The organism is Ureibacillus acetophenoni, assembly GCF_900220965.1.
GTDB classification, from domain to species: Bacteria; Bacillota; Bacilli; order Bacillales_A; family Planococcaceae; genus Ureibacillus; species Ureibacillus acetophenoni.
On the sequence record NZ_OBQC01000002.1, the window covers coordinates 160,966 to 174,317 of the forward strand.

Here is a 13,352-nt window from a genome sequence, read left to right on the forward strand (position 1 = left end):
ACTTGGTTTCTTTGTTTTAGGCTAATTATTATTTAATTTATATATAAAAAAGAAGAGGGAAATTCCCCTCTTTACACTCTTATCTAAGCCCCTTTTTCTCTAACAGATTGATACCTATACCCATTAAAAGTACGGTCATAAATAACAGAATGCTGATTGGCTCAATTATGGAAGCCATTGGCGCACCATGTAATGTGACACCAAACAATAATTCCATTCCATAACGGATTGGTGAAATATATGAAATAGTTTGCATAATTTCAGAAGTAACAATTTCAAGAGGCCAGAATCCTCCACCTAACATAGCAACCGGTACTGCAATAACTGACATATAAGCGTTAAATTTACCAGGTGTATCTGAGATGGATGCTATAAAAATTGACAAGGCAACTATACAAATCAAATAAGGTATAATCACTAATAGCGTATTTAAATACCCTCCATAAAAATTAACCCCAACGCCAAAATGAAATATTGATAGAACGAGGGCTACTTGAATATAACCGAGTAAAAAACAATACATTAAATTTGCTAAATATATTTTTGTTTTACTAATAGATGAAATCGTTAGTCGATCCCAAATATTAAATCTTCTCTCTAGAACAATATTGAATACGCCATTTGACACTGTATAAATAACCATATATAAAGTAAAACCAAATAAACTTTGTAATTGAGAATCCCAAATAAATGACTCGTCATTTGAGAAATTTGAATATTGTATTTGAAAACTTGGTGATTGTTTGGCTTCATCTAGAGCAAGCATTACTTCAGAATGCATATTAACAGGGAAAGTATTTAATATGGCATCCTTTTGCATGATTTCTCCATAAATCGTTGTCAACTGATTTTGTAAAATAGGTGCTTCCATATAATCTGGTGCAATTATTAAATCAAAACCACTTTCTTTTAAATGAATCGTTACGTTAACATCCCCGTTTTCAACCTTGCTCAGTGCCTCTTCTTCTTCGTAAATTGTAAATTGGGTACGTGGCAATTCATTTAGCCTTTCTACTATATTATTAGTTAGATTTTCCTCAATATCCGAATATACTGCTATTGGTATCTTAGCTTGTTGTCCTAAACCTAAAACGAAGGCAAATATACAAATTACTATTGTAATAACAATGAAACTAGCAGGTTGTCGTGCTAATAGTAAGAACTTCGTTTTTAAAATATCCATCATACGGTACCACCCCTTTTAGGAAACGAAAGAAATGCTAGTAGAATAAAAATAAATGCTAAAATTCCTAAGTTTAATAAAATCGGTTGAATACTTGAGAATGAAGCGTTCTGAACGAGTCTTAAATACCCTTCTAACGCTGCTCCATTCGGTGTCCATAAACCAATCTCTGCTAAAACAGGTGATAGTCCGCTAATATTAAAGAAACTTCCACCGAGTAACGCTAAAATTGCAACAAATGCATTCATAAATAAATTCGATGCTGTTGCTGAATTGCTTCTAAAATTCAGTGACGATAGTAACGCACTTATTCCGCCAACAGCGAGGGATACCATAAACGTAACTAACAGATACAACATCCAATTTGTAAAAGGAATATTAAACAAAAAGTAGCTAATTAGGAACAAAATCCCCACTTGAACCATTGTTAAAATAACTGTAGAAACAACTATACTAGCCAAATATACTAAAGGATGTACTTGAGCAAGTAGAATACGATCAAAAATGTGTGAATTCTTTTCTAAATATGCATGACTTGCTACACTACCTGCCATAAATAATATAAACATCACACTCATGCTAAAAGTGTAATAGATGCTAGATGTAATTTTTTCCTTTGTGCTGGCTATTCGAATCTCTGAAGTCAAGTCAAGACTAGGCATTGTAAATTCTTCAGTGAGTAGTTGATGTTTTCCTATTGTTGTAAATAATGAGTGTTGATATTGATAATAATCTAAAATGTTTTGTAGTATTGCTGATGTAGTTTGTTCATTTTCATTTAAATAGACTTGAAATGAAGGGGCATTTCCTTCGTCGAAGACAGATATTAAATAATCAGTAGTAAATCCTTCTGGAATTTCAATGATTGCATTATATTGGCCACTATTTCTAGCGTCTTCCAATTCGATTGATTCAAGTTTTGTAATAGTAATAAACTCTTTTACCTCGTTATTTCCAAGCACTTCGTTCAGTAACGTGGATACAGGTGACATTGTTTCTATATTTTGAATCGTCGTCTCGTCTAATGGGAACGAGCTACTTATATCCTTAATAAATTCTTGTATTTGTTCTTCTTCATTACCATGTTGAATAATAGCCATTTCTATCTTTGAGAAATCAGAATTGCCTTCCCAAAGAGAACCTAGAGCAAAACTCAAAATAGTAATAAGACCAACTGGCAAAGCTAAAAGTAATAGTAGCTCGGAAGGGTTACGCAAAAAAACCTTAAATTGTTTTTTAATTAAAGATAAAAACATCTCTTTTCCCCTCCTAGTTCCGTAATGCGCGTCCAGTTAAATGTAAGAAGACATCTTCTAATGTTGGTTCTTTTACTTGAAAACTGTTCAAGACAATTTGATGTTGTTCACAAATTGACATTAACATTGGTAAAAAATTCGTACCCTTAGCAATCGTAAAACTAACTTCAGATTCTTTAACACTTATATTTGAAAGTAACGGATGGTTCATTAATTCATGAACTAAACCATTGGAATACTGATTAAATTTCACTAAAATCATTTTTTCTGAGGAAAGAATAGACTTAATTTCCTCTTTTGTTCCAGAAGCTATAACGCGTCCTTGATCCATAATATAAATACGATTACATAGATACTCAACCTCTTCCATGTAATGGCTCGTATAAATGATCGCCGTTTTTAATTCTTTATTTAAAAGTTTTACAGTTTCTAAAATGTGGTTGCGTGATTGTGGATCTATACCTACTGTTGGCTCATCCATAATTAAATATTGAGGCTCATGTAATAATGCCACTCCAATGTTTAACCTTCTTTTCATTCCACCTGAATAATGTTTTACAAGTTTTTTATGTTCATTTTCTAAACCAATTTGTTTTAAAACAACGTCTATTCTTTCTTTTAATCTACTCTTTGGAATTTTATGCATACTTCCAAAAAACTCTAAGTTTTCCCGCGCAGTTAAATCTCCATAAAGAGCAATTTCTTGTGGTACTACACCTAAAATCTTCCTTAAAACTTTTGGATCTTTAATTACATTTTGATTTTGGAATAGCACATCACCGGCGCTAGGTGTAATAAGTGTAGAAATCATTGCAATGGTTGTTGATTTCCCCGCACCATTTGGACCTAACAAACCAACAATTTCACCTGGCTCTATATAAAAATTCACTTGATCAACAGCTTTGTTCTTTTTATAAACTTTCGATAAATTAACGACTTCAAGCATATTTTTCGCCACCCTTTCCTAACTAATTTAACTATATCAATTCCATTTAACTTCCATAAGTCACCGACGTCATAAAAAAAATGACCTCAGTCACATTGAGTGAATGCCAACAATAAAAATCCAAGGAGTAGCCTTTTCACACTGACACAAATTTTTGTGTAATTAATGAAAAAAGGTTGTCTTGAAGGAAAACCTTTCAAGACAACCACTACCTTGTTCGAAGTCATTTCACCTTTTAAAGTGTATTCATATAGGTTAAGCCCTCATTCATTCACTTTTACTTTACTAGCTTCTATATACCCAATTCGATGTCCAAAAAACACCTTATAATAATCTTTATATTTTTCGAATAGAAGTAATCTTTATATTTTCTGAAAGTGTCGCTATAATATCCTCATCAGGCGAAGGTTTCTTTAAAACATCCACTTCGTCAATAGCATATAAGGTAGCAAATGTCGGTCGTTTATGTATAAAATAATTCGTTGGTTTGATTGTTGTTTCTTTTACATGTGATTTTGGAACATATATAATCGAACTTCCAAACTGAATTCCGTACATAGTGTCTTCATTTGATGTGACTCTGAAAATCTCGTTTACCTTTAAAATACCAATACTTTGATGATCACTTTGTAGTTTATAAATAGGTGAATCAGAAGTTAGTTCTATATATTTCACTTTTTGTTGATGGTGTTTATCAACAATCGATGCGATTGTTGCAATAACACTTTTTGATTTCTCATAAGCAAATCCTTTAGTCATGATAGAAAGCACATATGGTTCCTCATCGTAAACAATTCCAAAATCATGAGAAATATTATACATCGGTATCATGCCGACTTTATGGGAAACTTTTTTATTTGGAATGCCACTTGGGATTGTTTCGTTGTAAACTGTTTGTTGTAAGGTTTCCACTAGTTTTCTAGCATTATCGCTGTATTCACTATATTGGTATAATTGTCTTGCATATAATACTAAATCATTGGCTGATGTATTTTTTAATGCATTAGGTGTTGAGAAACTGGCTCCTAATCTTTTCATATAATTTACATAATTGTTTTGCCCTACTTTTTCTTTTAACATTTCAAAGGCAATATTATCGCTATAAACAATAGATTTTTGAATAAGGTCTTCTATTGTATAGCTAGTACCCACTTTCTCATTTTTTATGACACCACTTCCACCGACATAATGTCTTTTGTTATAAGTTAGCGTTTCATTTATATCTAATTTTTTCTGATCAACTAGTTCGATTACATACATAACTAACGGAAGTTTTATGGTGCTCGCAGCCATATATCCTCTTAGATTATTTCGTGTATATGTTTCTGAAGATGTTAAATCATAATATTCGATTGCAATATCCCCGCCTGTAGATTTAATATACGCTTCTATTTCTTTTGAAAGTTCCTCTTGAAAAATGGATTTCCCACTACTTTGTGTATACCCAGTTTTCGGGAACAGCCCGAAAAAGAATACAATAATGAGAATTATTACAGAAGTTTTTCTCCTACAATAAAAATTCTCTTTTATATGATTTCCTCCTATAAAATTTTATACGATACCATTTTTGATAGCATAAATAGCAATCTGTGTACGATCCCGCAACTCTAATTCTTGCAATATATGAGTTATATGATTTTTTACAGTTCCAACAGATAAAAATAGCAAACTTGCAATTTCTTTATTCGTTTTGCCTTCCCCGACCAGTTTAACAATTTCCAATTCACGTTCTGATAAGGCTTGGTGTTGATAATCAGATTGAGAGATAAAGGGTTGTTGCTGTAATAATTTTGGCATTAACTTTGCTGCTACGTCCTCTTGGATGACTAATCCCCCTTCTAATACACTACGTATGGATGCAAGTAGTTTTTCAGGTTCAGATGATTTTAATATAAAGCCCATAGCTCCATCTTTTAATGTTTGATATGCATATTCATCATCATCAAAGGTTGTTAAAATAAGTATTTTGATCCGTGGAAATCGTAACTTAATCTTTTTAGTTGCTTCTATTCCATTCATTTTTGGCATTCTAATATCCATTAATATTAAGTCGATATGTACCTTTTCTAAAATCTCTAATGCTTCTATTCCATTACTAGCTTCTGAAACTATTTGAAATTCCTCATCTTGCTCAATAATCATTTTCAAACCATTACGAACAATAGCCTGGTCTTCAACAAGTAAAATACGTACTGTCACTATCCTTCTCTCCTTAAAGGGAATGTCCCTTCTACAATAAATTGCTGATCATTTTTAGTTACCCTCAACTCACCTCCGATTTCTTGTAGTCGTTCTTTCATATTAGTTAGACCAAAACCTTGAACAAGGGGCATTTGAGAATAGATTTTATTTTTAACTGAAAATTGTACATGTTGTAAAGAATTTGTTCCGATTGTAACTTCTACTTCCTTTGATTCACTATGTTTCATTGCATTTGTTAAGGACTCTTGTAAAATCCTATATAATATGATCGATTGGTTGTTTGTTAATGGAATTGATAATATCCCTTTTTCTAATGTGAATTTTATTACTAAATGACTTTCCATCTCTAGCTTTCGTATTAATTGCACAACCGATTGAATTCCACTTGCTTCGTTTACTTTTAGTTGACGAACAGCAAAACGAGTTTCTTCTAAACTTTCCCGCGCTAATAATTTAATATGTTGTAAATTATTATCCTCATTTTTTATATCCATCACTTCTAACTGCATAAGTAATGCCGTTAATTTATGTCCAACAGAATCATGCATATCACGAGCAATTTTAGTTCTTTCTTCTGCTCTAACAAGTTGTTCTTGTTCTACTGATAATCTTTTTAATTTTCTATACTGAGATAATAGTTGGTCATATAATTCATTTTTTTCTTTTCTTTCAATGACTGTTTGAAGAAGAAAACTTGCACAAATAACAAGGAGAACAACTAAAAGTAGATTATTTAACGTTAAATATGAGGAAAATACTAAACCTATGCAAACAACTAATAAATATGTAATAAAAATATAAAAATGGCGAGCCATTAAAATGAACGTTCCATCTAATATGAAGAATGAAATAATAACTAATAAGTATTCAATACGAATATTAAAAAGTACCGATAAAGCAAATACGGTAACAATTATCACATAATTTATAATAGCTCGGTTAAACACTGGAATTAAAAAATAAAAGAGTAATAGAAAAGTTAAAATGATTATCATATTAACCATTGGATCATTGGCGAGGTATGATTGGAGTAATACGATAAATGTTATAAGGACTAAGCTACCGTATCGGAGAATCGCTTCTTGCATAAAATATCCACCCATCTAAATTTATATATATCCTAATTATACCATTATTGAAAGGAAGCATTAGATTCAATTTCTAACGCTTCCTTAACTTCACTTATTATTAATTGTCTCTTCTATTGTATTTATTCTTTCAAGCATTGGTGGATGAGTATATCTAAACCATTTGACGAGTGTAGGTGGGTTAACTTCACTTAAACCTGCTTTCGCTAGTTTTTGGAAGCCACTTATTGCAGCTTCAGGATTTTCAACGATTTCAATGGCAAATTGATCAGCTCTTGCTTCTTGATACCTCGAAACAGTGTTATAAAGGGGATTCGAGAAAAATAATAAAAACGAAGAAATCAATAAAAGTAACGGCAATGAATGGATCTGCTGTAGACTTTCAATTTTCAATATTTTTCCGTATTTTCTAATAAACCAAGGCATGAGCTTAGATAATAGCCATAACCCGACAAACATCATAAGAATATATCCGAATATACCAATATAAATATGCTTTTCAACATAGTGACCCATTTCATGTCCCATGATGAAAAGAATTTCTTCATCAGATAATCGATTTAAAGTCGTATCCCATAGTACAATTCGTGAGTTATCTCCAACTCCAGTCACATATGCATTCATTGCATTTGTTTTGTCAGCCATATTGACTTCAAATACATGTTCAGCAGGAATGTTCGCTTCTTCTGCCAATAATAAAATTTTCTCTTCCAATTCCTTATCCTTTAAAGGATAAAATTCGTTATACAGCGGATCGATAATCACCGGTTGTATGTACATTAAAAAGATAGAGAATGGTATTGTTAGTAACCATGCATAGAACCACCATTTTTTTGTACTTTTCTTTATGAGCCAATAGAGGACGGAAATAACAATTACCGTTATGACAAAATTAACCCAAAAATCGATAATATTATCTCTCATCCAGGACGGAAATTCTTGAGTACTAATCCCATATCCTTTACTTAATGTGTATCGAAAATAGTCAATTGGAAAGAACACGATAAATGTTAACAGTGATAATAAAAATAAATACGTGGCATTATGCATGATTTTCCATTTTGTAACATTTGACCATTTTTCAAATAAGTACGACAACCCTGAAATCAATATAAATAAATACAATAACCATTCAAATGGAGTCAAAATAAAAAATAAAAAATTTCTTATTTTAGAATACTCTCCACTTAATAGAAGTTCTTGATCTGTCATAAATGTTTCTGGATCGCTTGGTGACCCTTTTAAAGAATCTGGAATGCCTCCATTATTTAAGTGGAAAAGATAAACATACATAATGAGTACATAAATACCAAAGGCCACTAACCCACGTATTCCCCATTTTTTCGCCATAAACACCCACCTATATCATTCATTTCTTTTCTACACTAATATAATCAAATAGAATAAAAGATAGAACTAAATTTCACTACTTAAACTATTTTTAGACTTAGACTACCTTTTTACTTTGTTTATATTATTGAACCTTTTGTTCATCCTTTATGAAATCTGTATCTAAAAGATTCTCTTCCTCTTGACTTTTCTTCTGTCGATTTTTATATTTTGTAATAATAGATTCTATATTGCTCGTTCCGATTAATACGCCAGTAATGATTATAATAGTACCCGTAATTTGTTGGTAAGTAATTAGCTCATGTAATAAAATTGTCGTTCCAAACAATGCGAATACTGTATTTAGATTAACAAAAATGGCAGATTCAGCTGTTCCAATATGCTTTATACATAAGTTATAAAGACTATGTCCTAATCCAGTTGCAACAATAGCGGATAATAAAAAGACAGACCAAAAAGTTAAATCAGTCGTAGCAAAGGATACAAAACTAGATGGATTGATTAAGCTCGAGCTTAACACTAATAGAATTGAACCAATTGTTAGCATATATGCAGTCATTAATAAGGGAGAAATCGTTTTTGTTCCTCTTCTAATTGCAATAAAGCTAAAAGCCTGTAAAAAGAACGAAAGAAAGACTAAAATATCTCCCAATTCCCAGCTCAACAATTCACGAAAATCACGAAGGACAGCTGTTAAAACGCCTATTCCACCTAAAATAAAACCTATTAATTTTGATTTAGTCATAATAGTGTCTTTAAAAATAACAGCAATTAATGCAACAATTAGCGGACTAAGTCCACTGATAATTGCAGTTTTTGTTCCAGTTGTTTGCTGTATTCCAAATGCTAAAAATGCGTGGTGACATATAACACCGAAAAAACTGCCTAACAATATATATTTCCATGGCATATTTCGTACATATAATTTTTGTCTTAGAATTAATAAAATAGTAAAAACAGTAATACCAGCCAAAAAAATTCGAACAGATTGTAATGTTAATGGATCTCCATTAGAAACAATAATTTTTAGCCAAGTAACATTTAAGCCCCAAGCTAACATAACTAATACTAATATTGTATAGATTTTAGCATTACTCATTAAATCGCCCCTCTTTATACTCCCGAAGCAATAGGAAAAACCCCATAATTCAATTACGAATTATGGAGTACTTTACTACTACCTACTTTTTTAAATACGTATGCCCCATCTACAATAGAATCTAATTTTACCTGATCACCGATTGCTACTGATTCTAAAATTCGAGCAGTTACCTTCGCTTTAGAATTTTTTAGTTGTATTAATGCAACGGTATAAGGGGCAAGATGTGCAAATTGTGCTGGCGGTACTTGAATCACAGTATAACTATAAACTGTTCCTTCCTCTGGTACGTCAATTTCATTTGTAATTTCTTTTCCACAAGAGCTACAATAAACTTTTTTTGTAACAGATTCAATTCCACAACATTCATATACTTTCATCATTTACACCCTCTCCAATATATGAACTACAGAATAGGCACCAGTACCACCTAAGTTTTGAGCTAATGCTATTTTCGGTTGTTTTGCAAGTTGATTTGGAGCATTCCCTCTTAGTTGACGAACAAGTTGATAGATTTGAGAAATCCCAGTTGCTCCTATTGGGTGACCTTTAGATAGTAAACCACCACTTGTGTTAACTGGTATTCTCCCTCCTACTTTTGTTTCTCCTGCTTCAACCGCTTTCCATCCTTCAAGTTTAGGGAAAAAGCCAAGTTCCTCAATGGATAGAATTTCTGTCATTGAGAAGCAATCATGAATTTCAGCCACATCAATATCTTCGGGACCTAATCCTGCTTTTTCATATGCTCTTTCACCAGATATTTTTACGGCCGGAAGAGATAATAAATCAATCGCATCTTGCATTAAAGTTGGACCCGAGCTCTGTGAAGAAGCACGTACCTTAATATTTGATGGCTTACTAGACAAGACAACAGCTGCTGCTCCATCTGTAATTGGAGAGCAATCAAATAATCCTAATGGGTCTGTAACCATTCGAGCATTGACTATTTCTTCAATTGAAGTTGGTTTTTGGAATTGGGCTAATGGGTTATTCATAGCATTTTCTCTATTTTTTAATGCCACTTTTGCAAGATGCTCTTTCTGTGCTCCTGTCTCGTACATATATCGATTTGCTACAGTACCAAAGAAACCTGGAAATGTTAACCCTGCTTCTTTTTCTGTTGTACTTTGGTCCATTGCAGTGTTTATAAATTGGGTTACAGTTGCTGTTGATGCGTGTTTCATTTTTTCAGCACCAACAACAAGGACATTTTCGTATTCACCACTTAAAATACTTAGTACTCCTTGTCTTAAAGCAATCCCACCTGAAGCACATGCCCCTTCTAATTTTGCAGTAGGGATATAACCTAACCCTAAATCATTCGCAACAATTGCTCCTAATATTTCTTGGTTTGATAAAGTCCCCCCCATAAAATTACCAACAAAGACAGCATCAATTTTTGGAAGATTAGCGTCCTTTAACGCCCCAATACTTGCTTCAATTAAAAGATCTTTTAGTGACTTATCTTCAAAGCTACCAAACTTCGTCATGCCTATGCCATGTACGTAAACAGTGGTCATTTCGTCACCCCAATATGTTTTTTAACAAGCTCCCGTTTAAGAATTTTTCCATAAGAGCTCTTTGGTAAACTGTCAACAATATAAATCTCTTTTGGTTTTTTAAAGCTTGCTAGATGATTTTTACACAAATCAATTAGATCTTCATCCTTTACTTCACCACGACCATTAGGAACGATATATGCAACAACATTTTCTCCCCATTTTTCATCAGGAACACCAATAACACATGTTTCCTTAACATATGGATGTTTGTTTAATACTTCCTCAACTTCCCGTGGATAAATATTGACACCACCGGAGATAATAACTTCTTTTTTACGATCGACAATATAAAGATATCCATTTTCATCTATTCGCCCTAAATCTCCCGTATGAAGCCACCCATCTTGTAACGTCTCATTTGTAGCTTTTTCGTTATTCCAATAGCCTTTCATAACAAGTGGTCCTTTAGCGGTAATTTCGCCGATTTCTCCCCTTTGTACTTCTCTACCTTCATCGTCAACAATTTTCACATCAACAAATGGCCCAATTCGACCACATGAATCTAGATGAGTTTGTAAATCATATCGTGGCATAATAGAAATACACATTGGCGCTTCCACTTGGCCATACGTTTCTACAAATTTTGTACCAATTTTATCTAATGCTTCTTGTAATTTAGCAACAGCAATTGGCGCTCCTGCCATATTAATAGATTTAATTGTTTTTAACTTACTTGAATCAAAGCTCTCATGTTGTACCATTAAGTTCACCATTGTTGGGACTAGAAAAATAACAGAAACCTTATCTTGCTCTAGGTGATTCACAAATTGATGTGGTTCAAATTTATCATATACAACTTGTGTTAAACCGTAGAGCCAAGCAACATGACTTAAAAAGTTCGCTCCATGTGTGAGGGGAGCTACATGACCTATAATGTCAGTAAAATCCACTTCACAAGCAATTGCTAGCGATTGGGCACCAGCTACCATATTTCTATGTGAAAGCATTACACCTTTTGGATTACCTGTTGTACCAGAAGTGTACATAATCGCCATTAAATCATCTTCATCTACTTCATTTTCAAAGGATTTACCATAATATTGTTTAACAATGTCTTCATAATCTTTACCAACATAGATCGATGGAATTTCAACTTCTATATTGTTTATTAACTCTTTTTCACCGATTAATAGAGACATTCCAGAATCCTCTATTTGATAATCATGTTCTAATGGATGAAGTCGATAGTTTAAAGGTACTTTTACCAAACCTGCAAGGGATACTGCTATATCTAACTCAATATGCTCTGCGCGATTTGACATTAAAATACCTATACGATCTCCTTTTTTTAGTCCTATTTGATTTAGGTAAGTTGAAAGAGCATAGGCTCTTTTTTCTAATTCTCCGTAAGTATATGAAACATTTTTATCTTTTACAGCAATTTTATTTGGATAAGCTTTTGCGGATTTTAATGCTAATTTTCCTATTGTCGTCAATGAACTTAAGCCTCCTTTTGGTTAAACGTGAAAACAGGCACATTAAAAATTTCATCATTCTTTCGTGTCAATATAACGTCTTTTAAAGGAAGAATAATAAATTCAACAGTGATTGCTGTTATGTTTTCACCCTCTATAAAATGACCACCATTAAGTTTTTTATCGCAGTCTACTACTGTTCCGTGGAAATGAACATCTAATTGATCTTGCTCGTTTACCCCGATAAATCCAACACCAGAAATAATTTCTACTTCTGAAGTGGTTTGTACCTTAGGTGAATATTTTATAAGACCTTCTTTATCTCCCTTTGCTACTTGAAGAAATGTTGCATATTTTAAGGATCCCAAACATTGAAATTGTCCAGCTCTTACGCCAAAATACTCACATACTTCCTTTATCCCAGTGAAGAGGTCTGTATCTTTTTTTAATCTCCCAACAATTCGCTCTGTCGTTTTATCATAAAAAGCTTGCAATCGTTGGTTATCCAATACTGATACCCCCATCCACTTTTAAAACTTGAGCTGTTGTATAACTTGATTCTCGTGAAGCAAAATATAATACAGCTTCAGCAATATCATCTGGCTGACCCATACGCTTAATTACTTGTTGGCTTGTATCATAAGGTACACCGGCTGTTATTCCAGTTGCAGTAGCACCTGGTGCAACAGAATTACACGTAATACCAAATGGACCCAATTCTTTGGCCACCCATTTCGTTAATGCAATGACTCCTCCCTTAGATGCAGCATATGCTGGACCCGATCTACCTTTACCACCTTCACCTGATGTTACTCCACCATTTAATCCAGAAACCGAACTTATATTAATAATTCTTCCATAACCCGCATCTTTCATATGTGGGTACACACATGCTTGGATAAATAAAAATGCAGCTTTTAAGTTTGTTTCTAAATCGCGGTCCCAGTCCTCCAAAGTCATCGTTTCTATATCTTTTCGACTAGCAGTACCCGCATTATTTACTAAAATATGAACTTCCCCATACTTGTCAATTGTTCGATTTACTGTTGCACGGACGAATTTTTCATCCCTAATATCACCTAAACATTCTAAGTAACTCTCATGCGCTAACATTGAAATTGTCTCCTCACAACTGTTTAAATCAACTAAAACAGTGTGGACCCCTTGTTTAGATAATTGAACTGCTATTGCTTGACCAATCCCACTAGCAGCACCAGTAATAATCGCAACATCATCTTTAAAATTCATTAG

At 33.0% G+C, this 13,352-nt stretch carries 13 protein-coding genes; all 13 read right to left on the reverse strand.

The window, feature by feature from the left end; genetic code table 11:
• Window positions 1–79: 79 nt before the first annotated feature.
• On the reverse strand, window positions 80–1,186 hold the full coding sequence (locus CRO45_RS03530; RefSeq protein ID WP_097148258.1) for an ABC transporter permease: 1,107 nt from the start codon (window positions 1,184–1,186) through the stop codon (window positions 80–82).
• Entirely contained in the window at window positions 1,183–2,439 is a 1,257-nt protein-coding gene (locus CRO45_RS03535) for an ABC transporter permease (protein ID WP_097148259.1), read from the reverse strand. Before CRO45_RS03535 ends, CRO45_RS03530 begins: the two co-directional genes overlap by 4 nt.
• 13 nt (window positions 2,440–2,452) lie before the next feature.
• Window positions 2,453–3,385, reverse strand: a complete 933-nt coding sequence (locus CRO45_RS03540) for an ABC transporter ATP-binding protein (protein ID WP_097148260.1) — start codon at window positions 3,383–3,385, stop codon at window positions 2,453–2,455.
• Between the two features lie 336 nt (window positions 3,386–3,721).
• Entirely contained in the window at window positions 3,722–4,930 is a 1,209-nt protein-coding gene (locus tag CRO45_RS03545) for a serine hydrolase (RefSeq protein ID WP_328588596.1), read from the reverse strand.
• A gap of 6 nt (window positions 4,931–4,936) precedes the next feature.
• Complete coding sequence (locus CRO45_RS03550; RefSeq protein WP_268878117.1) at window positions 4,937–5,584, reverse strand: response regulator transcription factor; 648 nt, start codon at window positions 5,582–5,584, stop codon at window positions 4,937–4,939.
• The gene (locus CRO45_RS03555; protein WP_170949396.1) at window positions 5,584–6,675 is read right to left on the reverse strand and encodes a sensor histidine kinase; all 1,092 of its coding nucleotides are present in this window, start codon (window positions 6,673–6,675) and stop codon (window positions 5,584–5,586) included. The genes CRO45_RS03550 and CRO45_RS03555 overlap by 1 nt, the downstream gene beginning before the upstream one ends.
• Window positions 6,676–6,765: 90 nt before the next feature.
• A complete protein-coding gene (locus CRO45_RS03560; protein WP_097148263.1) occupies window positions 6,766–8,025 on the reverse strand; it encodes a M48 family metallopeptidase in 1,260 nt (419 codons plus the stop codon).
• Between the two features lie 124 nt (window positions 8,026–8,149).
• On the reverse strand, window positions 8,150–9,124 hold the full coding sequence (locus CRO45_RS03565; protein ID WP_097148264.1) for a DMT family transporter: 975 nt from the start codon (window positions 9,122–9,124) through the stop codon (window positions 8,150–8,152).
• A gap of 53 nt (window positions 9,125–9,177) precedes the next feature.
• Window positions 9,178–9,507 carry a Zn-ribbon domain-containing OB-fold protein gene (locus CRO45_RS03570; RefSeq protein ID WP_235864514.1) on the reverse strand — a complete coding sequence of 110 codons (330 nt, stop codon included), beginning with the start codon at window positions 9,505–9,507 and terminating at the stop codon, window positions 9,178–9,180.
• A complete protein-coding gene (locus CRO45_RS03575) occupies window positions 9,508–10,644 on the reverse strand; it encodes a thiolase domain-containing protein (RefSeq protein ID WP_097148265.1) in 1,137 nt (378 codons plus the stop codon).
• Entirely contained in the window at window positions 10,641–12,122 is a 1,482-nt protein-coding gene (locus tag CRO45_RS03580; RefSeq protein ID WP_097148266.1) for a class I adenylate-forming enzyme family protein, read from the reverse strand. Before CRO45_RS03580 ends, CRO45_RS03575 begins: the two co-directional genes overlap by 4 nt.
• 5 nt (window positions 12,123–12,127) lie before the next feature.
• Window positions 12,128–12,610, reverse strand: a complete 483-nt coding sequence (locus tag CRO45_RS03585; RefSeq protein WP_097148267.1) for a PCC domain-containing protein — start codon at window positions 12,608–12,610, stop codon at window positions 12,128–12,130.
• Window positions 12,603–13,349, reverse strand: coding sequence for an SDR family NAD(P)-dependent oxidoreductase (locus CRO45_RS03590; protein ID WP_097148268.1), 747 nt, complete (start codon window positions 13,347–13,349; stop codon window positions 12,603–12,605). Before CRO45_RS03590 ends, CRO45_RS03585 begins: the two co-directional genes overlap by 8 nt.
• Window positions 13,350–13,352 lie beyond the last annotated feature (3 nt).